The organism is Microbacterium ureisolvens, assembly GCF_015278315.1.
In the GTDB taxonomy this organism is placed as follows: domain Bacteria; phylum Actinomycetota; class Actinomycetes; order Actinomycetales; family Microbacteriaceae; genus Microbacterium; species Microbacterium ureisolvens.
The window spans coordinates 159,828-181,698 of sequence record NZ_JADIJE010000003.1 but is presented as its reverse complement, the minus strand read 5'-3'; the positions used below and the strand labels follow the sequence as shown (position 1 = coordinate 181,698).

The following is a 21,871-nucleotide window of genomic DNA, read 5'->3' as shown; positions in this document are numbered from 1 at the left end:
TATGAAGGTCAAACGAAAAGACGAGGACTGGGCATGTAAATTTGCTTAAATGGACCCACGGCGCCTCCGCACACTCCTCGCCGTCGCTCGGGCGGGCAGCGTCATCGCCGCCGCCGAAGAGCTCTTCATCACACCGTCAGCGGTGTCGCAACAGATCAAGCAGCTCGAGCGGGAGGCCGGTCGAGTGCTCGTCATGCGCACGTCCCGCGGAACGGTGCTGACGCCGGCCGGGCAGATCGCCGCGCAGGCGGCGGAGGAGATCGAGCGCGTCGTCGGCGATGCCCGCGACCGTTTGCACGAAGACAGCGGCCCGAGCGGAACGGTGCGCATCGGCGGGCTGGCGAGCGTGCACCGGGCGCTCCTCGCGCCGCATCTGAACGAGTGGCGAGACCGGTTTCCTCGCCTGCAACTGCAGCTCGTGGAGGGCAACACAGGATCCCTCACCCGCAGCCTCCGCCGTCGGGACCTCCACGCTGCCCTCGTCGAACTCGACAAGGACGCCGACGACGACCCCCTGCCGCCGAGCATCGTCGAGGAACCGCTCCTCGACGAGCCGTGGAAGTTTGTCGCCCCGGCAGCGTGGCTCCTCGACGACGATCAGGTCGACCCGAGCCGCTGCCCGGTGCCATGGCTCGGTGTCGAGGCGGCGACGACCGAGTCGGCCATCGAGCGACTTCGCCGGCTCGTCCCGCTGGAGCCGACACCGACCCACTTGTACTACGAATCCTCCAGCGGTGTGACCCTCGTCGCGCAGGAGCAAGGGGTCACCGTCATGCCGGCGCTCACCCTGCGCGGCATCGTCCCCGACGACGTGCGCGTGATCGATCTTCCGCGACTGGGCACTCGAAGCATCGTGCTCCGCCGGTTCGGAGGCAGTCACACCGTCGGCGGACCAATCCACACCGCACTCGCGCTGATCCACGAGGCGGTCGAGCAGTTCGACCCGTCTGTCAATTACTAACGCGGCTCGGAGCCTCGCCGCGTGTCAAAGGTTGGCGACCACCGGGAGCACAGCGGTCACGACCGGAACCGATGCTGTCACCGCGGGAACGGATACCACGACCGGGGCCGTAACTGTAGTGGCCGGCTCGGTAGCTTCGGCCTCCGCGAGGCGACGGTGCGCGGCCTCACGACGCATGTCGTTGATGGCGGGATAGAGGCTCATGATCACCCACACGAAGTTTGAGGCTGCGGACGGCCACGCCCCGTACATAACGCTCGCCGTGCCAGCAAACGTAGCGGCGATAGCATTTGTGCCGAGATAGATCCTGGATCGCGCGCCCAAGTGGCCGCGAACGAGCAGCACGTACGCCACAAGGGAGCCGGCGGTGCCGACCCACCCCAGGATTGCTTCCAGCATGATCTCCGCCTCCGAGGTTGACTGTCGAGATCAATTCCACTATCAAGGGGTGCGAAGATCAAATGAACATATGAGCAGTCCGTATACAGTCTTCGTTAACATGGAACTGGACCCCCGAAAGCTCCGCATCCTCCTTGCGGTCGCGCGTGCAGGAAGCGTGCTCGCCGCCGCCGACGACCTCTTCATCACTCCGTCGGCGGTATCGCAGCAGCTGACCCGACTGGAGCGCGAGGCGGGGCGGGAACTCGTGCGACGCACGCCGCGTGGCACGTCGCTCACGGCGGCCGGAATGATCGTCGTTGAGGCTGCGGAAGAGATCGAGAGAGCCCTCGGAACGGCAGGTGATCGGTTGCGCGCCGGCACCGGGCCAAGCGGGGTGGTGCGGCTCGGCGGAGTCGCCAGCTTCCTCCGAACGCTCGTCATCCCCCGGCTCTTCGCGTGGCGGGAGCGGTACCCGCAACTCGAGATCCACATCACTGAGGGTGACATCAGCTCGATGACCCGCGCGATGCGCCGACGGGAACTCGATGTGACGGTCGTGGAGTTCGATGCGGACGTCGCTAACGAGCCGCCGCCTGCGGGAGTGATCGAGCAACCGCTGATCGATGAGCCCTGGAAGCTCGTCGCTCCGGCCGGGTGGCTCGTCGATCGAGACATCATCGATCTCACTCGACTATCAGTCCCCTGGCTCGGAGTCGAGGGCGGCGCCGGGGCGTCCGCAATCGAGCGCCTCCGCGCGGCCGCCGGAATCGAAGCCGCCCCCGTGCACAACTACTACGAGACCCTGACGGGCCTCGCTCTTGTGGCTGCCGGCCAGGGCGTCACCATCATGCCCGCGCTCGCGCTTCGCAGTGTCGCGCCCGATAACGTCGAAATCGTCGACCTGCCCGGCCTCGGCACTCGGCGGATCGTGCTCCGACGCTTCGCTGACAAGTCGTCCCCGGTCGGCGCCATCGACACTGCCGTCACCCTCATCCGGGAGGCCGTGAACGAGCTTGACCTCAACGCGGAGTAGCATCTGAGCGCCCTCCCTATAGCAGTCCGGCCGACCCGATCGGCAGTCGCAGCAGAATCGGGCCGAAGAGTGCGAGTGAGCCAGTAGCGACTGGTCTCTCAGGTGACGGCATTCCGGTATACCGGCTACATGCTGGCGCCCGTGATCATCAGCACAGCCGCCGATGCGCTCCGCGCCGTACCCGCCATCTCGTTCGCTGTGGATCGATTCGTCATCAAGATCCTTCTCAGAAGGTCCATGCAGCGAACGTCGGTGCTACCTGAGTGTGTCGCCGCCACGTCCTCAACCCGACTTCGGGAAGCCATTGCGTTCCGAGATTTGTAGCGCTCCCGACATCAACTTCGGGGTGATGTCGGCCATCCGCGCGGGGGTGAGTCGGAACGCCGGACCCGAGACAACGACAGTTGCCTCAACGTTGCCGTCGAAGCCCCTGATCGGCGCGGCGACCGCGACCAATCCGATCTCCATCTCCTCGAAACTTGTGGCGTATCCACGCTCGCGGGCAGCGTGAAGCCCCGCCAGATACGCCTCGACGTCCACGATCGTATGCGGGGTATACCTGACCGGGGGGTGGTCCCCGAGCAGAGCACGCTGCTCGGGGACCGTGAGATCCGCCAGGAACACCTTGCCGGCCGCGGTGGGATACAACGGGTCTCGATGCCCGATGACTTTCACAACGCTGATTGATGACGATCCGACCGATTGGTCGACGGTGACGATCTCCATCCCCGCACGGCCGACGATGTGGACGGTCTCGCCAACCTCGCCTGCAAGACCATTGATGATCGACCTGCCGATCTCCGCTAGGTCCCGGTTCGCATTGGCGCCACGCGCCAGCTGAACCACGCCGTAGCCGAGTCGGTATCGACCGCGGCTCGTGTCCTGCTCCACAAGCCCGCGCGCCTCCAGCGTGAGGAGCAGACGCGACACAGTGGACTTGTGAATGGCGAGGTCTTTTGAGATCTCCGTCACACCACCATTTCCTCGACGCGCGAGCACCTGGAGGATGGAGACCGCCCGGTCGACCGACTGCACCGACCCATCCCGCGCCGACCCCGTGTTATCGCCCATTCGAATATCGAATCACACCTCGGCCCGGCGACCGGTCGTCGGCCGCGCCACGGTCACCTCCCGACGTAACGCATGAGGTGCTTCGTGCGGGAGTAGTCGTCCAGACCATACATCGACATGTCACGTCCGTAACCCGAACTCTTGACACCTCCCCATGGCATCTCGCTCGGTATCACCCCATGGCAGTTCACCCAGACGGTGCCGGCATCCAACTGCGCAGCCGCAGCATCCCCACGCGAACCGTCACGTGTCCACACCGATGCGGACAGCCCCAACTCCACGCTGTTCGCCCGCTCGATCGCTTCCTCATCGGAAGAGAACGTCTCCACCGTCAGGACGGGGCCGAAGATCTCCTCACGCGTGCAAGCGGCGCCCGCTGGCACGTCGACCAACACCGTCGGCTGAATGAAGAAGCCGGCGCCGGGGTATGCGCTCCCTCCGACGGCCGCGCGAGCCCCCTCGGCGTATGCCCGATCCAGATGGTCAAGCACCCTGCGGAAGTGGGCCTCCGACACCACCGGGCCCAGCTGAATGTCCTCCCCCGCACCGGGTTCGCCAACGGAGATGTCGTTCACCCGGTCAACCAGCGCTCTCACCAACTGGTCGGCAACCGATTCATGGACCAACACGCGGCAGGCTGCGCTGCAGTCCTGACCGGAGTTGTAGAAGCTGGCGACGCTCAGCGTGTCTGCAACGCGCTCGATGTCGGCATCCGCGAAGACGATGACCGGCGCTTTCCCGCCCAGTTCGAGGTGAACCCGCTTTACGCTGTCCGCGGCGATTCGTGCGACGGCGCGACCGCTTGCAGTCGATCCGGTGACGGAGACAAGTGCGATGTCTGGATGCGCTGCGATCGCAGCGCCGACAACATTTCCGAGCCCCGTGACGACATTCAGCAGCCCCGGCGGAAGCAGATCGGCAACCAGTTCGGCGAACTTTATGGTCGTCAACGGAGTGATCTCCGATGGCTTCAGGACGATCGAGTTGCCCGCTGCGAGAATCGTGGCGATCTTCTGGGCAGCCATCACGAGAGGGAAATTCCATGGAGTGATGGCACCGACCACGCCCAGCGGTTCACGCACGATCACGGAGAAATGATCCGCCTCGTACTCCCCCGCCGCGACCGAGCTCGTGGCCCGGAGCGCACCGGCCATGAAGCGAAACGCGTCGACCGAGACATCGATATCGTTCAGCGCGACGGACATCGGCTTGCCGGTGTCGGCAGCCTCGAGGCGAGCCAGAAGCTGTCGCTGTTCGACGAGGCGATCCGCGACTGCATGCAACACGTGGGAGCGCTGTCTGGGCACGAGCTTCTGCCAGGCGCGCTGAGCCACAACTGCGGCCGCCACAGCGACGTCGACGTCGTGTTCGGTACCCAGAGCGACCGACGAAATGATCTCCCCGGTTGACGGATCGATCACATCCAGAAGTGGTGGCTGATCCGCCGGCTCCTGTCCGACCAGAGCGCTCCGCGCCGTGGGCAGATCGCCAGGCTGAAGCAATTGCGCCTCGGCTCGCCGGACGTCTTGAATAGTCGAGCTTGCAATGTTCACGTTGTCTCCATTAACTGGGCAATGACCGGGGGATGTGCAGGCCGAGGCAGCAGCTCGGCCTGCACTGACGGTGAAGCTAGCGATCCAGGCCCGCGAATCGCGCCTCGCCGTCGTCGATGGCCGCCCGGAGGCCCCGCTCGGAGGTGACGTCGATGAACTTCGCGTACTCCGGAGTCGGCAGCACGCTCATGAACATCTCCACCTCGAGGTAGTCGGCGACCGCCGACTGCAGACCCTGGGCGTCGTACACCCGGTTCAGGTACTGCTTGTGGATTCGCTGCATTCCGCTCGGAATGCGGGCCATGATGGTGGCTACGCGCTTGGTTTCTGCGGCCAGCTCGTCGGGTTCGACGACCTGCGTGACCAAGCCGAGCTCCTTGCATTCGGCCGCGCTGACCTTCCGTCCGGTGAGCAGCAGATCCTTCGCGGCCTTCATGCCCACCAGCCAGGGCAGGAACATCAGGAAGCCGGCGATGCCGTGCCGCACCTCGGCGTAGCCGAGCTCGGTGTCAGAGGTGACGATGCTGATGTCGGCCATCATTGTCAGCTCGAACCCCTTACCGATTGCCGCGCCGTGCACGGAGGCGACAACAGGCTTGCTGATCTCCCAGGGCGTGAGGTAGTCCTTGTACTCCGTGAAGTAGTGCTGCCTGTACGCGTACGGGTCAAGCCGGAGCTCGTCGTCGCCGGCGTCCTCGGTGAGGTCGTGTCCGCCGCAGAATCCGCGCCCGTTGCCCTTGATCACGATCACGTTGACATCGGGGTCGGCGTCTGCGCGGAGCAGGCCGGCGCGAAGTTCCGCGATGAGCGCCCGGTTCATCGCGTTGTACTTCGCCGGGCGGTCCAGCGTCACCCAAGCGATGTGTTCCTCGTCCACCTCGTAGATCAGGTGCTGGTAGTCCTCCGGTGCTGAGACGGCGGTGTCTACGTTGATGGTCATCTGGTTTCTCCTTCTTCGTGATGGTCGGAATGATGGAAGCTGACGACGGCGTCCACGGCGGTGACGTTGTGGCGTCCGACGAGTAGTGGGTTGATCTCGATGTCGACCGAACCGGTGCTCAATGCGCAGTCACCGATTCGTTCGATCGTGTCGATGAGTCGGTCCATGTCGGCGGCGGGACGCCCTCGCCAGCCACGCAGCCGGGCGGCGACTTTGAGGCGATCAAGCGCTCGGACGATCTCGCCGCGAGTGAACGGCGGCGCCAGCAGGAAGCTGTCGTTCCACAGTTCCGCTTCCACGCCACCACCGGCCAGCATCATGACGATCCCGACGGACGGGTCCTGGGTCACGGAGACCATGACCTCTCCAACTACGTCCTGGGCCATGACCTCGACAAGCACTTCCCGTAGGGCCACCTCGGGAGCGAGCCGGGCCATGTCGCGCCGCATGTCTTCGATCGCGTCGCGCACCTCGGTCGCCGAGCGCAGCCCCACTCGCACCGCTCCGACTTCTGTCTTGTGCAGCAGGCGGGCATCGAGCGCCTTGATGACGACCGGATATCCGAGCTCGTCGGCAGCGGCGACGACCGACTCGGTCGTGACGACTCGCGAGTCCGGCACGCAGACTCCGGCAGCGGCCAACATGGCCTTTGCCTCAGCTTCGTTGAGTGCGTGGTCTCGACGGATCGTGGCGGATGGTGAGCTGACCGGGACCGAAAGATCCACCTCGAGCAGGTCCGTGTGCCGTCGATGCCACCACAGACCATGACGAAGCGCAGCCATGCATTCTTCCAGTCCTTGCATCGGGGCGAGCCCTGCATGCGTGGCACGATCCCGGGCATCGGCCGGGAACGAGTCGGCCAGGGGGGCTAGTTCAACGGCTGCGATCTCGCGACCGGCCACGGCCGCGCCAAGAGCATCGATGGGCTGAAAATATGCAGCCGGATCGCCGACGCCCTGCGGCGGGAAGTTCTGCACGCCGAGGACGACATCGATCTCGTCATCCAGCAGAGCGGCGAAGAGGTCGCGCTGGACCCGCTCATCGCCCCACACGGCGGCCGTGACGTCCTGCGGATTGCCTGGCGTCGCGATTGCCGGCAGCAGGCTGAGCACTCGCTCGCGGTGCTCGCCTGCCGGTTGCGGCAGTTCGAAACCCGCCGCGCTGAGATGATCCGCGAGCAGAATGCTGTAGACACCTGATGCCGAAATCACCATGGCGCGCGGACCGCGAGGGATCTGACCCGAGGAGCAGAGCTTCAGTGTTTCGAGGAACTCGGCTTCGGAGCGGGTCGCGATGATGCCGAGACGGTCAAAGAGCGCGTCCCATGCTGCACCCAGGCCCGTCATCGATGCGGTGTGGGAAGCTGCCGCTCTCGCGCCGGCATCGGTGTTTCCCAGTTTCAGGGCGACGATTGGCTTGCCGAGCCGCAGCGCTTTGACGGCGACACGGCGAAGGAGTTCAATATCGTCAAGCGTCTCGAAGGACAAGCCGATGGCCTTCACCCGAGGGTCGTCAAGGAGGAAGTCCACGCACTCGGCGGTTTGGATCTGAGCCTGGTTGCCGACTGCCACTAGATGCGTGAACGGGATGCTTCGCCCCGACCAGGCGGCATCGCACAGCAGGGTTCCCCCCTGGCTCACGATGGCGACACCTTCGGAAGCCTCCAGAACCCCGTAATGTTCCATCGCGACGGCGGTCTTGTCGACCACGTTGATGATCCCCAGCACGTTGGGGCCGAGCAGCGGCATATCACCGGCAGCTTCGAGGAGTTTCGTGTTCAACTCCTCGCCGATGCCGCCAGACTCGGCGAAACCCGCGGCATGGCAGATCACGGCTCGGCACCCGATCTCACGCAGCTCAGCGATCGCCTGCACGGCCAGTTCTCGACGGATGGCCACGTAGGCGAGATCCGGAGGTGCGGGCAGCTCACGCACGCTCGGCACGCAATCGTAAACGTCCAACCGCTCGTGGCGCGGGTTGACCACCCAGACGTCCCCAGCGAACCCCATCTCGCGCTGATACCGGAGCGTGTCGAGGATGTTGCTGCCTCCGATGAACGCGATTGAGCGCGGTGTGAAGAGGGGCTCGAGCCGGTGCGCTGCGATGCCTGTCGGCGCCGGCGAGGGTGCAGAGAGGGTGAAGGTCAAGTTCGGATCCTGTCTCGTATAGCGGGACGATCTCGCTAGGTGGGACTAGCATCCAACGCAGCGACGGTCTTGTCAAGCAGAAGATTCGAGACAGATTGCCGTTCGCATCGGGACCGAACGGGAACTCGCTCGGGCGGCGGCGAGATTCAAAACTGCTGCTTGCCAAAAAATATCGATTGTGCATATGCTCGGCCCCACATCGCAGGCGGCCTGCTGAACACCACCCGATCGCACGCTGTGACCGAGGAACCGATCTGGACGGAACTCACCTAGTTTCGGCGCGCCGTTTGTGCCCACCATCCAACTCAGGAGGACAGATGAATACGTCGAAGAAGACAACTGCCTACCGATACGCCGCCCTGGTCGCGGCCGCTCTCATGACCTCAGGCCTTGCCGCTTGCGGGAGCACTTCGGCGGAGGCCGGGGGCGCGGGCGCCGACGGGGAACCGTTCAAGATCGCCGTGATCCCCGGCTGGAACGACTACACAGGCGCGGGCTACATCTTCAAGAACGTGCTCGAATCAGCCGGCTACGAGGCCGACATCCAGGAGTTCAGCGAGATCGGAATCGTGTACCTCGCCGCAGCCAACGGCGACATCGACTTCTTCTCCGCCAGCCCGGAGAATCTCCAGAAGGACTACTGGGACAAGCACAAGGACGATCTCGAAGACCTCGCCTCGTGGTACGACAACAACGCTCTGTTCCTGGCTGTGCCGGACTACGTGACTGATGTCAACTCGATCGAAGATCTGGCAGCCCACGCTTCCGACGTCGGCGGCAGGATTGTCGGAATCGAACCGGGCACCGGCTACATGAAGAACATCGAAGAAAAGGTGATTCCCGAGTACGGGTTGAGCGGCGCTATCGAGCTCGCAACATCATCCAGTGTCGGAATGTTGACGACTCTCAAGGACGCGGTGGAGAACCAGGAGCCTGTGGTGGTCACGTCGTGGTCACCGTTCTGGGCCAATACCGCGTACGGCCTCAAGCCCCTCGCAGACCCCAAGAACACACTTGGCAAGCCGGAGGCCGAGCACATCCTCGCTCGCGGAGGGTTCGCGGATGACTACCCCGACGTTGCCGCCATGATTGCCGCATTCAAACTGGACGACGCGCAGGTCAACGACCTGGACGACCTGATCGGCAACAAATTCGGCCCTGGCAAGGAAGACGAGGCCGCCGCTGCCTGGCTCGAGAAGTACCCCGACGTCGCGGACACGCTGAAGAAGGCACTCACCGGAGACTGACCTCGCAGGTCAACGATCTCGACTGCAGACCGTATCCTCCTGCTTCGGCCCGCCGAGCGCGTCGAAGCAGGAGGACACGGTACTTCGCAACCCCTATGCGACCAGGCAAGTTGCTGCGGTTGGTGAATGACACAGAACGTCTACCGCAGGAGGACTGAGTGGACCGCACAGCGACGATCAGCCCAAAGATGAGCGCAGGGACGTACGGCACCTTTGTAGCTCTCGCCGCTGTCGTGTTTAGCGCGTCCACAGCTCCAGTCGTGAAGCCCATCCTCGAGGGCGGATCGTCACTAGGAGCCGTCATGGTGATCAGGATGACGGGCGCTGCCCTCATACTGTCACCCTGGCTCGTTCGAGCACTCATTCGGAACTCCCGCTTCTTTGCGGACCATTGGCTGCTCATCGTGACTTTCGGCATCGCTGGCGTGTTGGGCACTCAGTTGTTCTATCTGTCTGCGATACAACGATTGCCAGTCGGCGTTGCGTTGCTCATCATGAATCTCGCTCCCGTGATTCTGGTGGCGCGGGCTTGGATCGCAACGCGACACCGGCCCCGCTGGCTTGTTCTGTCAGGAACTGTCATCTCGGTAATGGGTCTGGTGGTGGCAGCAAACGTGGCCGGTTCCGGGTTTGATCTGTTGGGCGTGCTTCTGGCTATCGCATCGGCAGCTTGCTTGGCAACGTACTTCGTCGCGGCCGAGAAGGCTGGACACGCAGTGCCGCCGCTTGCGCTGACCTCCGGTGGACTCGCCGTGGGAGCTCTGGCAACAGCAGCATTGTGCGGTATCGGTGTGATGCCATTCATCATCGAGCCGACAACGGTCGAGTATGGCGGCATATCGGTTCTCTGGCTCGTAGCAGTCGGTTGGATTGCATTCATCACCACGTCAGCCGGATTTGGTCTGGGCGTCGTCGCGGTTCCGCTGATCGGTTCGAGGCTCGCGTCATTTATCGGACTGACTGAGATCCTCGTGGCCAGCGGCTTCGCTTGGCTGTTGCTCAATGAGGCACCCGACAGTGCGCAAGTGATCGGCGGAGGACTGATCCTGATCGGTGTGGCGCTGATCCGCGCCGAGCCTTCATCCCCCGAAATCCCACGCGGCGAAACTTCTGCGGCCCCCAGCCCCTGAACGACCTCTCCCGGGCCTGCCCGGCGACCGATCCGCAGCCGAAAAGAAGAACATGTCATTGATTCAGCATTCTGAGCGCGCTGTGATCCTGAAGCCCATCCTGCTTTCGCTTGTTGAGGCCCCGCTAGTGAATAGGTCCGATACATGAAAAGAGGAACGCATGAACCTGCCCGTTCTTACCAAGGTGCGGCGTCATATTGGAAATAGGCTTCCTCGCCGTATCGCGGGAGAGCGACGAGCCGCCGTTTCAATCATCTTGTTCGGGGACAAGGACGACACGCAGTTCGTAATCATTGAGAGAGCCAATCGTGGGCGCAACGCCGGGCAATGGGCGCTGCCGGGCGGCAAGCTTGAGGAAGGCGAGAGCGCGTTGGACGCTGCCATCCGCGAAGCTCAGGAAGAGGTGGATCTTCCGGTTAGCGGCGTCGAGGTACTCGGCGAATTGGACGACTTTGTCACTGTTACGGGTTTCACCATCACCCCGTTCGTATTCGTTGCACCGCCTGCATGGAAACCACGCGCGATCGCGGATGAGGTGCAATCCGTGCATTGCTTGGAGGTGGCGACGCTGAGTTCAGAGGATGTGGTTCACTGGTTCACGCAACCAAATGGCAGCTCTTTGCTGCAAATGTGGCTTCGCGAGGACATGCATATGCATGCCCCGACAGGAGCCATCTTGCTTCAGTTCCGCGAGTTGGCGCTCTTTGGTCGCGATATAGACGTTTCAGCCCTCACACAGCCGGTGTGGACACATCAATGACCCTTCAATGTGAAAGCTCGGTAACCGAACGCGGTGGCGGCCAGCGCGCGCCCTTTCGGGATGCCGCGATGATGCCGCGTTCAACCTGGACGACGCGCAGGTCAACGACCTGGACGACCTGATCGGCAACAAATTCGGCGCTGGTAAGGAAGGCGGGGCCGCCGCTGCCTGGCTCGAGAGGTACCCCGACGTCGCTGACACGCTGAAGAAGGTGCTCACGGGAGAGTGATCTGAAGCGGCGGTACCGCTCACCGCGCGCGAGCTGGATCTCCCTGGGGGTGGGGCACATCGGTGCCCCACCCCCAGGGATTTGATTGCGTTGTGCCACTGGAAGAACCAACACGCACGCGGTCCGGCCGCGCGTAGACGTTCAGCGAGGTGCCCCGTGAGAACCCGACGAGGGTGAGTCCGGAGGCCGCGGCGAGTTCGACGGCCAGTGACGACGGCGCCGAGACCGCGGACAGCGCGGGAATGCCCGCCATGATCGCCTTCTGGACGAGCTCGAAGCTCGCGCGGCCCGACACCTGCAGCACGGTTCCGGTCAGCGGCAGGCGATCCTCGAGCACCGCCCAGCCGATCACCTTGTCGACGGCGTTGTGCCGGCCGACATCCTCCCGCAGCACGAGCAGCTCACCCGACACGGCGTCGAACAGCGCCGCCGCGTGCAGACCCCCGGTCTTGTCGAACACCGCCTGACCCGCCCGCAGCGCGTCGGGAAGCCCCGCGAGCCAGCTCGCGGGGAAGGTGACGCCGTCGCCTGCGACGTCGTGCGGCGACTGCTTCTGGATCGCCTCGATGGACGCGGTGCCGCACACGCCGCACGAACTCGTCGTGTAGAAGTTGCGGGCGATGTCGACGACCGCGGGCGCAACCTCGGGAGCCAGGGTGACGTCGAGCACGTTGTACGTGTTCGACGCGTTCCCGTCGGCCAGGGACGCTCCTGTGCCCGGCCCGCCGCAGTGGATCGCGGAGCGGAAATCGCGCCCTGAACGGATGACGCCCTCACCGGTCAGGAACCCCGCCGCGAGCTCGATGTCGTTGCCCGGCGTGCGCATCGTCACGGTGATCGGCTCGCCCGACACACGGATCTCGAGCGGCTCCTCCACCGCGAGCGTGTCGGGCCGCCGGCGGCTCGCAGGACCGGACTCCTCGAAGACGATCCTCGTCACGGGGCTGCGGGAGGTGAGGCGTCCCATGTCAGCCGCCGATCGCGTTCATCCCGCGCGCGGGCTGCAGGAACGACGGGTCGTTGATCGCATGCCCCGGCAGCTTGCCGTGCACGCAGGACCGCAGCATCCCATCGATCCTGGTTTCGACAGGCTCAACCACCGGGGAAGTCTCGGCGCGGAGGATCGGCAGCAGGTCGTACTCCGTGGTCGAGAACAGGCAGTTGCGCAACTGCCCGTCCGCGGTGAGCCGCAACCGGTCGCAGTCGCCGCAGAACGGCGCCGTCACCGACGCGATCACGCCCACGGTGTGCGGACCGCCGTCCAGGGTCCACCGCGCCGCGGGCGCCCCACCCCGACCCGGCACCGGCGTCAACGTCCACCGCGCCGACAAGGCGGTGAGGATCTCGTCCTGCGTCACCATCCGCGACCGATCCCACGTATGCCCGGCATCCAACGGCATCTGCTCGATGAACCGCATCTGCGCATCATGCGCGATCGCGAACTCGACGAGGTCGACGAGCTCGTCATCGTTCACATCCCGCATCGCCACCGCGTTCAGCTTCAACGGACGCAGACCGGATGCTCCGGCCGCCGCGATCCCGTCCCGCACATCGTCCAACCGGTCCCGGCGGGTCAGCGCATGGAACCGATCACGGCGCAGCGTGTCGATCGAGATGTTCAACCGGGTCAGCCCGGCCTCCACCAGCGCGGGCAGCAGCTCCGGCAGCCGGATCCCGTTCGTGGTCATCGCGATCTCCACCGGCCGGCCGTCCGGACCCGTGATCGCCGACAGCCGGCGCACCACCTCGACGATGTCGGAGCGCAGCAATGGTTCGCCACCGGTGAGCCGGAACGTCGTGATCTCGTCCGCCGCAGCCACCCGCGCGATCCGCACGATCTCGTCCAACGTCAGGATGCTCGTCTTCGCCAGCCACTCATTGCCCTGCTCGGGCATGCAGTACGTGCACCGCAGCGAACACCGATCCGTCAACGAGATCCGCAGATCCCGATGCACCCGCCCATGCGTGTCCACCAGCGGAGCGCCGACCGCAGCCACCGGAGCGGTACTCGCGGCGGCGAACACGCCGGAAGGAGCGGACACCGCGGGCTGCAGCATCCGTCGCCCGATCGTCACCGGGATCGCCGTCATCCGCCGAGACCCAGCCAGGTGGCGGTGCCGTCGATCTCGACCTGCCGCTTCCACACCGGGAGGTCGGTCTTGATGGTCTCGATGAGCGTGCGGCAGACGGCGAACGCGTCTGCGCGATGCGCGGAGGCGACGGCGATCACGACCGCGACGTCGCCGACGCTCAGGCATCCGACCCGGTGCGAGACGGCGACGAGCGCATCGCTGTGGGCCACCGCGGATTCGGCGATGCGCTGCAGCGCGCTCTCGGCGTCGGGATGCGCGGAGTACTCCAGAGCCTCGACGGTGGATGCGGCATCCGGATCGTGATCGCGCACGCGACCCACGAACGTCGTCACCGCCCCCGCCGAGGGGTCGTCGACCGCCCGGAGGTGCGCGTCGAGGTCGAGTGGCGCCGAGCTGATCGCGGCAAGGCGCACGGCCTCTCCGCTCCCGAGCGCTGCGCGGACGATCGTGCTCACGCGCGCCGCTCGAGACGGACGATGACGGCCTTCGAAGTGGGCGTGCCCGACACGTCGGCGACGGAGTCGAGCGGCACGAGCACGTTGGTCTCCGGGTAGTAGGCGGCGGCGTTGCCCTTCGGCGTGTTGTAGGCGACGATGCGGAACTCGTCGGCGCGACGCTCCTCGAGGGAGCCGTCCGGGCGCGCCCACTCCGACACCAGGTCGACGATCTCGTCCTCGGCGAAGCCCAGATTCTGGATGTCCTTGGTGTTCACGAGCACGACGCGGCGGCCGTCGTGGATGCCGCGGTACCGGTCGTCCTTGCCGTAGATGGTGGTGTTGTACTGGTCGTGCGAGCGGAGGGTCTGCAGCAGCAGCCGGCCTCGCGGAATGTGCGGGTACTCGAGCGGGTTCGCGGTGAACCGGGCCTTGCCGTCGACGGTCGCGAAGCGCCGGGCGTCGCGGGGCCCGTTGGGCAGGAAGAACGTACGGCCCTTCTGGATGCGCGTCTCGAAGTCCTCGAACCCGGGGATCGTGCGCTCGATGTGCGAGCGGATGAGCGCGTAGTCGGCCTCGAGCGCCGCCCAGTCCGCCTGAGGGACGTTGGACGGATGCCGCAGCCGGGCAGGATCCGGACGCTCAGGCTCCGTGGCGCCGTGCTCGGGAAGCCCGCGGTCAGACGGCGAGCCGCCCCTCGCCCGCTCGCTGGTCGCCGCGGCATCCGCGCCACCGAAGACGAGCGCGCACAGCCGCGCCACGATCGCGACTTCGCTGAGCAGTTCCTCCGACGGCGGGGCGAGCCGCCCGCGCGAGGCGTGCACGGCTCCCATCGAGTCTTCGACGGTGACCCGCTGCTCCGCGCCTCCGCGGCGGTCGCGGTCGGTGCGGCCGAGGGTCGGCAGGATGAGCGCCCGCCGCCCCGTCACGGCGTGCGACCGGTTGAGCTTGGTCGAGACCTGCACCGTCAGATCGATGCGCGCCATGCCGGCCTCGACGACGGCGGTGTCGGGCGTCGCGGAGACGAAGTTGCCGCCCATTCCCATGAAGAACCGCACCCGGCCGTCGCGCATCGCCCGGATCGCCTCGACCGTGTCGAAGCCGTGCTCGCGCGGGGCGCGGAACGAGAATTCACGGTCGAGAGCCGCGAGGAACTCCTCGGCGGGCTTCTCGTAGATGCCGACGGTGCGGTCACCTTGCACGTTGGAGTGCCCGCGGACGGGGCAGACGCCGGCGCCCGGGCGTCCGATGTTGCCCTGCAGCAGCAGCACGTTGACCACGTCGCGCAGCGTCGGCACCGAGTGCTTGTGCTGCGTCAGTCCCATCGCCCAGCACACGATCGTCGAGGTGGAGGTGCGTACCTCTTCGCCGATCTTGCGCAGCGTCTTCTCGGGCAGCCCGGTCGCCTTCACAAGCTCGGGCCACGAGGCATCCGTCATCGCCTGACGATAGGCGTCGAAGCCGCTGGTGTGCTCCGCGATGAAGTCGTGGTCGAGCACTCCCCCGTCGGCGGCCTCCACCTCGAGCAGGTGCTTGCCGATGGCCTGGAACAGCGCCTGATCGCCTCCCGCGCGAACCTGCACGAACCGGTCGGCGATCTTGGTGCCGCCGAACGCGACGCCCCGCACCGTCTGCGGGTTCTCGAACCGCATGAGCCCCGCCTCGGGCAGCGGGTTCACGGCGATCACCCGGGCGCCGCGCTGCTTGGCCTTCTCGAGGGCCGACAGCATGCGGGGATGGTTGGTGCCCGGGTTCTGGCCGGCGACGATCAGCAGGTCGGCCTCGTGGATGTCCTCGATAGACACCGTGCCCTTGCCGATGCCGATGGTCTCGGTGAGGGCGGACCCGGATGACTCGTGGCACATGTTCGAGCAGTCCGGCAGGTTGTTCGTGCCGACGCCCCGCACCAGCAGCTGGTACAGGAATGCGGCCTCATTGGAGGTGCGTCCGGAGGTGTAGAACACGGTCTCGTCGGGGTCCTCGACGGCCCGCAGTCCGTCGGCGACGATCCGCAGCGCGTCGTCCCACGAGACGGGGCGGTAGTGCGAATCGCCCTCCTCGAGCAGCATCGGGTGGGTCAGCCGCCCCTGCTGTCCGAGCCACCAGTCGTCGTGGGTGCGCAGTTCCTCGACGGAGTGCGCGGCGAAGAACGCCGGACCGACCCGGCGAAGGGTGGCCTCCTCGGCGACCGCCTTGGCGCCGTTCTCGCAGAACTCCGCCATATGGCGCTTGTCCTCTTCGGGCCACGCACAGCCGGGACAGTCGAAGCCGTCCTTCTGGTTCACGCGCATGAGCGTCTGCAGGGAGCGTTTGACGCCCATCTGCTCGTTCGCGATCTGCAGCGCGTGCAGCACCGCGGGCACGCCCACCGCGACCTTCTTGGGTCGCGACACGTGCATGCGCGTCTCGTCGATATCTGTGATCGGGGGCTTCATCGCCATGGCGGCAGAGTATCCGCGCGCGCCGAGGCCGCCCCGCCAAGATCGACGCAAGCCCGCCGGGGAGCCGGAGTCGGGCTCGCAGCACTCCGACGTGATGTATGATCCCGGCTGACCAGACGCCGCGGGGCTCTATTCGGTCCGGTCGACCAGACGCCGTGCGGCCGCGTCGACTGCGATCGCCATCGGCGGGCGGGGCTCATCGCCGAGGGTCGCGAGGACCAGAGGAATACTTACCTGCGGGCCGGTGATGTCGGCGACTCTGAGCCCGATGCTGGCGGCGGCCTTCGGGATTGCGGAGCGCGGGACGATGCTCACCCACGCTCCGGTCCGTGCGAGAGCTAGCAGCGCCTCCACGGAGTCGGCCTCGACCCGCGGACGCAACCGCACACCTCGCTGGGCGAATGCGGCATCCAGGATCTGACGGGCACGCATGCCCGGCGACAGCGTGCATACGGGCATCTGATCGAGCGACATTGCGTCGATGGTTTCACTGAGGTCCGTGCGGGCGGCTGCGCCGACGACCACGAGCCGGTCTGTTTCCACCAGGATGTGGCGAACATCGTCCGCGGCGGCAACTGACGGATGGATGAGTCCGGCATCGAGCTCGAAGGAGCGCAGCCCGTCCACCACTTGCTCAGACGTAAGCCCGGTGATCAGTCTCGCTTCGAGGTGGGGATGTGAAGCGCAGAGCTCGGCGAGCACCCGTGCCGCCAACGCAACCCCCGATGGAATGGCCCCAACGCGCACGACACCGTTCAGCCGGCCAGCGGCGTTGCTGACTTCGTCTTTGAGTGCGCGATGGTCCGCGATCATGCGTTGCGCCCAGACGAGGACTGCCTCGCCCTCCGTGGTCAGTCCTTCGAACGCGCGCCCTCGTCGCACGAGTGGGACGCCGAGTTCGGATTCCAGCTTTCGAATGGCTTCCGAGAGCGCTGACGCCGAAACGAAGGACGCGGCAGCGGCACGGCCGAAGTGCTGCTCGCGAGCGACCGCAACGAAATACTCAAGCTGGCTGAGCAGCATCTCCACCTCCTCGTGCTGGTCAGTAGACGGCGGACCGCGCGACCATACTGCTCCCAGATTACGAGCAGCTGTTGACCGGTAAGTTCGGTTAGGCCGTCAGCGGCGTGCCGGGCCGCTGTCGCCCCGGACTGCCCGCGCGTGCGCCGGAAGCCGATTGGACGTGGTGTTCCCCGCAGCCTGGTTGGAGATCTCCTACTGCGGCGTGGACTCTGCCGCGCCGCCCGTCGTCGACCGGTTGTCGACAATGCGGTTCGGGGTTGGGTCAGCAGGAGTCGTTGCCAGGTTCACGACGAGCGGTTCGTGCTCGCGGAGCTCGTCTCTGCCGTAGCCCGCGTATGAGATGACGATGTCGCCGGTGTGGACCGGCCGAGCTGCCGCCCCGTTGGCCTGGACGGTGTCCGTGCCCCGCTCGACTGCGATCGTGTAGGTCTCGAAGCGCGCCCCGTTGTTCACATTGACCACATGCACCTGCTCATGCGGGAGGATGTCGGCCGCGCCGAGGAGGTCGGAGTCGATGGTGATCGACCCGACATAGTTCAGATCGCTTCCCGTCACGGTCGCGCGATGCAGCTTCGACTTCAACATGGTTCGGTTCACGGCGCTCACCTTATGCGACTCGGTCCAACAATCTCGGAGTCCTGGCTTCGGTGTGAGGTACGCAGGCCAGAAGGGCTGCGAGATCACGATGTCAGCGTCGACGAGCTCCCGTTCGAAGACCGAGTCCGGTCCGTCTTTGTCGCTGGTGACGACGAGTGTGTGGCCCGCGTCCTCGAGGTAGCGACGAAGTCCCAGCCCACCCGACACCGAACCGAGCAGCTCTCCCGGGACGAAGTCGATCGCCTGCGGCGAGGGCAACGTCTGACCATTCGGGTAACTCTCGATCACCGGAATCGAATCGCGCGCGTACACGGGCGGGTAGCCCGTTTCGGGATCCGGGTACAGAACCAACAGCACCTTAGCCACGTGGCCTCCTCATCAGGGACACCGGGTCGGCGCCTGGTGCCAGAGCCTCGCAGACGCACGGCTTCACCGCCATCCGGCTCATCCGCACTCGCGTGCGGCAAATCGAAGCTCGAGGCAGGGACGAGCAGCGAGAGTCATCTCGCTCGGTTTCGCGCACCGCGGCTAACGACGGCCGCCAATACCGTCCCGCCGACGCGGGTCACATCGCGGTCGGTGGCGGTGAAGGAGCCGGGGGCTGCGGTGAGAACGATTCCCGCGCCATCGCTGACGGGACCTCACGTACACGGCAGGCTGAGACTCCCTGAACGGTGTGGCCGACACACCGCGCCCACGCCGTCTAATCGATTTGGGGAGCGAGCCGTTCCAGCACGGCGGCAGGCAACGGACTCACCGACTGTCCGGCTCGGCGTAGTGCTCTCGGGTCGTGGCTGTCGAAGAGTGGCCGAGAACCCCGGCGGCGGTCTCGATGTCAATCTTGTTGGTCAGCAACGTCGCGGCCGTTCGTCTGAACGCATGCGGTGTGATCTCCACGCCGTCGAGTCCGACGGACTCGAGCATCTCCCGGAAGGTGCGCCGAACGTTGTGCGGAGCGAGCGCCGTCCCCTTCCGCGTGAAGAACAGCAGATGCTCTGAATTCGCTTTTCCGATGAGCACGAGTCACGGCGTTGTTTGTAGGACGGGTTGGGTGCTGCAGCTCGCGTCACTCGCCGCGCTCATCTCTCTGGCCGCCGAGACGGTGCCGGTCGCCGCTCCGGAAGCGCGCCCCGTCGTCGCTGCCAATGAAGCGTGATCTCATGTCGGTCACCGGGAGTGACGCCACCACCTCGTCGGCAATCTACGAACAGTCCCGCGGATTGATCGCAAGCGGATATCTCGGCAACGGGGAACGTCTCCCGACGGTCCGGCAGACCGCTGCCGACCTCGGGGTCTCACCGGGCACAGCGGCACGCGCCTTCAAGCAGCTCGGATCATCGTGGACAGGGGGGACCAATCCTGCCGAGCCCGGCAGGCTGCCACCGCCCAGCATGGACGCTGAACGGGTCACGAAGAAGGTAATGGGGGAGAGAACCAACCCGCATCAGACGCGAAGATGTCATCTTCGACCTGACATAAGTACTATTATCGGGTGTGCAAGAGAGCCGGCGGGCGTCTGTGAAGAAGCCGCTTCAACAGCGCCGAATGGGCCTCGGTCCACGGTGTTATGCGTTTTGCCGCGAACTAGACGCTGCCTCGGTGCCGTTGTTGATCAGATGCAGCCACCGACCGAACGCCGCATCGCCATCGTCGCATGTTGCGGACCCTTCTCGTGAGAGCTCGCCGTCACTCATCGTCGCGCCTCCTCTCGCTCAGTCGCCCGTGGGCCAGCTCCATCGAATGAGAGAAGTACCCGGGGCAGGTCGTACATCGAATCAAAAGTTGCGTGCGCACCTGCGTCGATGAGCTGGCGACTGTCTATGTAGGGCCGCTCAGGTGGGGTATACCCGAAGACTGTCGCGCCAGCTGCGACACCAGCTGTGACACCGGCGATCGAGTCTTCCACCACTGCGACGGTCCTTGGATCGGAGCCCAGACGCGCTGCCGCGGCTAGATAGACGTCCGGAGCAGGCTTCGTACGCGCCAGGTCCATGCCACTGAAGATTCGGTCCTGGAAGAGGTGGCTCAGGCCCATCATCTTTAGCTGCATCATCGCCTTCGCGCGATCGGCGCCCGTCGCGACTGCGACGTTCTCCCCCACACGATGACGGATCTCTTCGACCGCCTCGAGCGCACCGGGAACTCGTGTCAGGTGAACCTGAAGCGCCTCGTTTCGGCGCCTGCGAAACTCCGCCAACCACTGATCGTGGACGCGGAAGCCAGTGTGGGCATACACGATCTCCCACTCATCGCGGATCGACCGGCCGACAAACAGGCGCTGGCATTCCTCCGCAGGCAGATCCCACCCGAGTTCCCGCAGCATTTGATGCAGAACTCCGTTGGTGATGAGTTCAGACTCGACAAGGACTCCGTCGCAGTCGAACAGTACTGCGGCGAATGGGTACGAGGTGGTCATAGCGCTTCCTCAAACGACTGCGTCGACCTCGATCTCGACGACCAGGTTCGGTGACGCGAGAGCGCTCACGCCAATGGTCGACGTGACGGGACGGATGTCTCCGAAGAGCTCGCCGTGAACGGCTCCGACCGCATCGAAGTCGGCGATGTCGGTGAGAAACACGCGCGTACGCACCACATTTGCGAACGAAGCTCCGGCCTGGCCGAGTGCCTTTTCGATTCGGCGGAAAATCTCACGCGTCTGCTCCTCGGCGGTAACTCCCACTCCCCCGGACGTCGTGCCGGCAACGAAGATGAGGTCGCCCACTTTGACGGCGCGGGAGTAGCCGAGGATCGGCTCGTAGGGAGAGCCGGAGGAGATCTTGACGCGGGTTTCGAGGGTGCTCATGAAATGCCTTTCACCAGTGGTTGGTACAGAGTTCTCTTCGGGATTGACGAGGTAGGGTCAGGCAGGCCGCTACGGACGGAGCAAGATCAGACCCGGTCGAGTCAGGGGCTGGAGCTGCGCGTCGTCCGTGACTGAATCGGTGATGATGCCGTCGATGTCGCCCAAGCCGCAGACTGAACGCGGTGCTGTCCGCCCGATCTTCTCGTAGCCGGCAAGCACGAATGACCGGGCGCTCTGGGCGATCATGGCCCGCTTGATAGCGGCATCTTCACCGGAGTAGTCGGAGACACCAGCCGCCCCGATGCCTCCCGCGCCGATCAGGGCGATCGAGGCGTTGAAGCTGCCGATCTGCGCCAGAGTATCTGCACCGAAAGTCGTGAGTTCTCGAGGCCGGACGCGACCGCCGAGCAGGTGCAACTCTATGTCGTCTCGGAGCCCGACGATCTGTCCGACCGGCAGGCTAGGAGTGACTACGACTCCATGGAAACTCGCAGGTAGCGCCTTGGCGACCGCTTCGGCCGTCGTGCCAACGTCGAGGAACAGCGTGTCGTCGGGATCCAGTAGCCCTGCGGCTATGACGGCAATCTCAGCCTTTTGAGCGGCCGCAGCAGAGGACCGCTCTTCTCGGGCCGGCTCAACGCGAACGGTAGCGCTGGATACCACGGCGCCCCCATGAATTCGCGTCAGCTCTCCCGCTTCCTGCAGTGCGGCGAGGTCGCGGCGGACGGTCTCCGTTGACACGTCAAGCTCAGCGGCAATCTCCGCCTGACGAACGAATCCCTCGCGCGAGGCAATCCCGAGGATCTTGCGCCGACGAACTTCTACTGGATCACGGAACTGGTTTGCCGTAGCCGAAGTCACCAATCCTCCTAAGCGATCTCGTGTTGACAGCTTATCCTCGAAATCCCATAATAGTCCACAACATCGCACAGGTTTGCACATCATCTGGCGTTGCCGGCCGCTGCAGGCCGATATCTAGACCCACCGGGGGTGTGGGAAGCCGATCCCCATGCCCCCGGTGCACTTCC

The 21,871-nt window shown here is 65.2% G+C and carries 21 protein-coding genes; 6 read left to right on the top strand and 15 right to left on the bottom strand.

What is annotated here, in order from left to right; translation table 11 throughout:
• Positions 1–49 precede the first annotated feature (49 nt).
• Complete coding sequence (locus IM767_RS05750; RefSeq protein WP_109212229.1) at positions 50–961, top strand: LysR family transcriptional regulator; 912 nt, start codon at positions 50–52, stop codon at positions 959–961.
• 24 nt (positions 962–985) lie between these two features.
• On the opposite strand, the gene IM767_RS05745 is transcribed toward IM767_RS05750, so the two are convergent.
• Positions 986–1,360, bottom strand: a complete 375-nt coding sequence (locus tag IM767_RS05745) for a CBU_0592 family membrane protein (RefSeq protein ID WP_109212230.1) — start codon at positions 1,358–1,360, stop codon at positions 986–988.
• On the opposite strand from IM767_RS05745, the gene IM767_RS05740 reads away from it, so the two are divergent.
• Entirely contained in the window at positions 1,359–2,375 is a 1,017-nt protein-coding gene (locus IM767_RS05740) for a LysR family transcriptional regulator (protein WP_339327386.1), read from the top strand. The two genes, IM767_RS05745 and IM767_RS05740, sit on opposite strands and share 2 nt — an antisense overlap.
• Before the next feature lie 282 nt (positions 2,376–2,657).
• On the opposite strand, the gene IM767_RS05735 is transcribed toward IM767_RS05740, so the two are convergent.
• From IM767_RS05735 to IM767_RS05720, 4 genes are all read right to left on the bottom strand, one after another.
• Positions 2,658–3,410: an IclR family transcriptional regulator gene (locus tag IM767_RS05735; RefSeq protein WP_109212242.1), complete on the bottom strand. Its 753-nt coding sequence runs from the start codon at positions 3,408–3,410 to the stop codon at positions 2,658–2,660.
• Between the two features lie 89 nt (positions 3,411–3,499).
• Positions 3,500–4,999: an aldehyde dehydrogenase family protein gene (locus IM767_RS05730; RefSeq protein ID WP_109212232.1), complete on the bottom strand. Its 1,500-nt coding sequence runs from the start codon at positions 4,997–4,999 to the stop codon at positions 3,500–3,502.
• 76 nt (positions 5,000–5,075) lie between these two features.
• Positions 5,076–5,939 (bottom strand): enoyl-CoA hydratase/isomerase family protein, encoded by an 864-nt coding sequence (locus IM767_RS05725; protein ID WP_109212233.1) that lies wholly within the window; start codon positions 5,937–5,939, stop codon positions 5,076–5,078.
• Positions 5,936–8,086, bottom strand: a complete 2,151-nt coding sequence (locus IM767_RS05720; RefSeq protein ID WP_109212234.1) for an acetate--CoA ligase family protein — start codon at positions 8,084–8,086, stop codon at positions 5,936–5,938. The genes IM767_RS05725 and IM767_RS05720 overlap by 4 nt, the downstream gene beginning before the upstream one ends.
• A gap of 317 nt (positions 8,087–8,403) precedes the next feature.
• Here IM767_RS05720 and IM767_RS05715 point away from each other — a divergent pair, with 317 nt between their 5' ends.
• From IM767_RS05715 to IM767_RS05705, 3 genes are all read left to right on the top strand, one after another.
• Positions 8,404–9,333 (top strand): glycine betaine ABC transporter substrate-binding protein, encoded by a 930-nt coding sequence (locus tag IM767_RS05715; RefSeq protein ID WP_109212235.1) that lies wholly within the window; start codon positions 8,404–8,406, stop codon positions 9,331–9,333.
• Positions 9,334–9,521: 188 nt separating this feature from the next.
• A complete protein-coding gene (locus IM767_RS05710) occupies positions 9,522–10,463 on the top strand; it encodes an EamA family transporter (RefSeq protein WP_239453518.1) in 942 nt (313 codons plus the stop codon).
• 160 nt (positions 10,464–10,623) lie between these two features.
• Positions 10,624–11,223: an NUDIX hydrolase gene (locus IM767_RS05705; RefSeq protein ID WP_109212237.1), complete on the top strand. Its 600-nt coding sequence runs from the start codon at positions 10,624–10,626 to the stop codon at positions 11,221–11,223.
• A 248-nt stretch (positions 11,224–11,471) separates the two neighbouring features.
• Here the strand turns inward: IM767_RS05705 and fdhD are convergent, their stop codons facing one another.
• The 7 genes from fdhD to IM767_RS05665 all read right to left on the bottom strand — a co-directional run bounded on the left by fdhD (position 11,472) and on the right by IM767_RS05665 (position 19,060).
• A complete protein-coding gene (gene fdhD / locus IM767_RS05700; RefSeq protein ID WP_109212238.1) occupies positions 11,472–12,419 on the bottom strand; it encodes a formate dehydrogenase accessory sulfurtransferase FdhD in 948 nt (315 codons plus the stop codon).
• A 1-nt stretch (position 12,420) separates the two neighbouring features.
• On the bottom strand, positions 12,421–13,509 hold the full coding sequence (gene moaA, locus IM767_RS05695) for a GTP 3',8-cyclase MoaA (RefSeq protein ID WP_422613768.1): 1,089 nt from the start codon (positions 13,507–13,509) through the stop codon (positions 12,421–12,423).
• Positions 13,510–13,538: 29 nt separating this feature from the next.
• On the bottom strand, positions 13,539–14,000 hold the full coding sequence (locus IM767_RS05690) for a molybdenum cofactor biosynthesis protein MoaE (RefSeq protein WP_422613765.1): 462 nt from the start codon (positions 13,998–14,000) through the stop codon (positions 13,539–13,541).
• Positions 13,997–16,420 carry an FdhF/YdeP family oxidoreductase gene (locus IM767_RS05685; protein ID WP_109211286.1) on the bottom strand — a complete coding sequence of 808 codons (2,424 nt, stop codon included), beginning with the start codon at positions 16,418–16,420 and terminating at the stop codon, positions 13,997–13,999. The genes IM767_RS05690 and IM767_RS05685 overlap by 4 nt, the downstream gene beginning before the upstream one ends.
• A gap of 129 nt (positions 16,421–16,549) precedes the next feature.
• Positions 16,550–17,443, bottom strand: a complete 894-nt coding sequence (locus IM767_RS05680; protein ID WP_109211287.1) for a LysR family transcriptional regulator — start codon at positions 17,441–17,443, stop codon at positions 16,550–16,552.
• A 192-nt stretch (positions 17,444–17,635) separates the two neighbouring features.
• The gene (gene panD / locus IM767_RS05675; RefSeq protein WP_198425718.1) at positions 17,636–18,028 is read right to left on the bottom strand and encodes an aspartate 1-decarboxylase; all 393 of its coding nucleotides are present in this window, start codon (positions 18,026–18,028) and stop codon (positions 17,636–17,638) included.
• A gap of 765 nt (positions 18,029–18,793) precedes the next feature.
• Complete coding sequence (locus tag IM767_RS05665; protein ID WP_109211288.1) at positions 18,794–19,060, bottom strand: site-specific integrase; 267 nt, start codon at positions 19,058–19,060, stop codon at positions 18,794–18,796.
• Between IM767_RS05665 and IM767_RS05660 the strand changes: the two genes are divergently transcribed.
• Positions 19,053–19,196, top strand: a complete 144-nt coding sequence (locus tag IM767_RS05660) for a hypothetical protein (protein WP_162564335.1) — start codon at positions 19,053–19,055, stop codon at positions 19,194–19,196. The two genes, IM767_RS05665 and IM767_RS05660, sit on opposite strands and share 8 nt — an antisense overlap.
• A 534-nt stretch (positions 19,197–19,730) precedes the next feature.
• On the opposite strand, the gene IM767_RS05650 is transcribed toward IM767_RS05660, so the two are convergent.
• From IM767_RS05650 to IM767_RS05640, 3 genes are all read right to left on the bottom strand, one after another.
• Positions 19,731–20,456: an HAD family hydrolase gene (locus tag IM767_RS05650; RefSeq protein ID WP_109211290.1), complete on the bottom strand. Its 726-nt coding sequence runs from the start codon at positions 20,454–20,456 to the stop codon at positions 19,731–19,733.
• A 9-nt stretch (positions 20,457–20,465) separates the two neighbouring features.
• Positions 20,466–20,843 (bottom strand): RidA family protein, encoded by a 378-nt coding sequence (locus tag IM767_RS05645; protein WP_109211291.1) that lies wholly within the window; start codon positions 20,841–20,843, stop codon positions 20,466–20,468.
• A gap of 69 nt (positions 20,844–20,912) precedes the next feature.
• Positions 20,913–21,704: a DeoR/GlpR family DNA-binding transcription regulator gene (locus tag IM767_RS05640; RefSeq protein WP_162564336.1), complete on the bottom strand. Its 792-nt coding sequence runs from the start codon at positions 21,702–21,704 to the stop codon at positions 20,913–20,915.
• Positions 21,705–21,871 lie beyond the last annotated feature (167 nt).

Coding starts and splice junctions, on each gene's coding strand:
- IM767_RS05750 (WP_109212229.1), top strand. CDS start 50: ATGGACCCACGGCGCCTCCGCACACTCCTCGCCGTCGCTCGGGCGGGC.
- IM767_RS05740 (WP_339327386.1), top strand. CDS start 1,359: ATGATCTCCGCCTCCGAGGTTGACTGTCGAGATCAATTCCACTATCAA.
- IM767_RS05745 (WP_109212230.1), bottom strand. CDS start 1,360: ATGCTGGAAGCAATCCTGGGGTGGGTCGGCACCGCCGGCTCCCTTGTG.
- IM767_RS05725 (WP_109212233.1), bottom strand. CDS start 5,939: ATGACCATCAACGTAGACACCGCCGTCTCAGCACCGGAGGACTACCAG.
- IM767_RS05715 (WP_109212235.1), top strand. CDS start 8,404: ATGAATACGTCGAAGAAGACAACTGCCTACCGATACGCCGCCCTGGTC.
- IM767_RS05710 (WP_239453518.1), top strand. CDS start 9,522: ATGAGCGCAGGGACGTACGGCACCTTTGTAGCTCTCGCCGCTGTCGTG.
- IM767_RS05705 (WP_109212237.1), top strand. CDS start 10,624: ATGAACCTGCCCGTTCTTACCAAGGTGCGGCGTCATATTGGAAATAGG.
- fdhD (WP_109212238.1), bottom strand. CDS start 12,419: ATGGGACGCCTCACCTCCCGCAGCCCCGTGACGAGGATCGTCTTCGAG.
- moaA (WP_422613768.1), bottom strand. CDS start 13,509: ATGCTGCAGCCCGCGGTGTCCGCTCCTTCCGGCGTGTTCGCCGCCGCG.
- IM767_RS05685 (WP_109211286.1), bottom strand. CDS start 16,420: ATGGCGATGAAGCCCCCGATCACAGATATCGACGAGACGCGCATGCAC.
- IM767_RS05680 (WP_109211287.1), bottom strand. CDS start 17,443: ATGCTGCTCAGCCAGCTTGAGTATTTCGTTGCGGTCGCTCGCGAGCAG.
- panD (WP_198425718.1), bottom strand. CDS start 18,028: ATGTTGAAGTCGAAGCTGCATCGCGCGACCGTGACGGGAAGCGATCTG.
- IM767_RS05660 (WP_162564335.1), top strand. CDS start 19,053: ATGAGCACGAGTCACGGCGTTGTTTGTAGGACGGGTTGGGTGCTGCAG.
- IM767_RS05650 (WP_109211290.1), bottom strand. CDS start 20,456: ATGACCACCTCGTACCCATTCGCCGCAGTACTGTTCGACTGCGACGGA.
- IM767_RS05645 (WP_109211291.1), bottom strand. CDS start 20,843: ATGAGCACCCTCGAAACCCGCGTCAAGATCTCCTCCGGCTCTCCCTAC.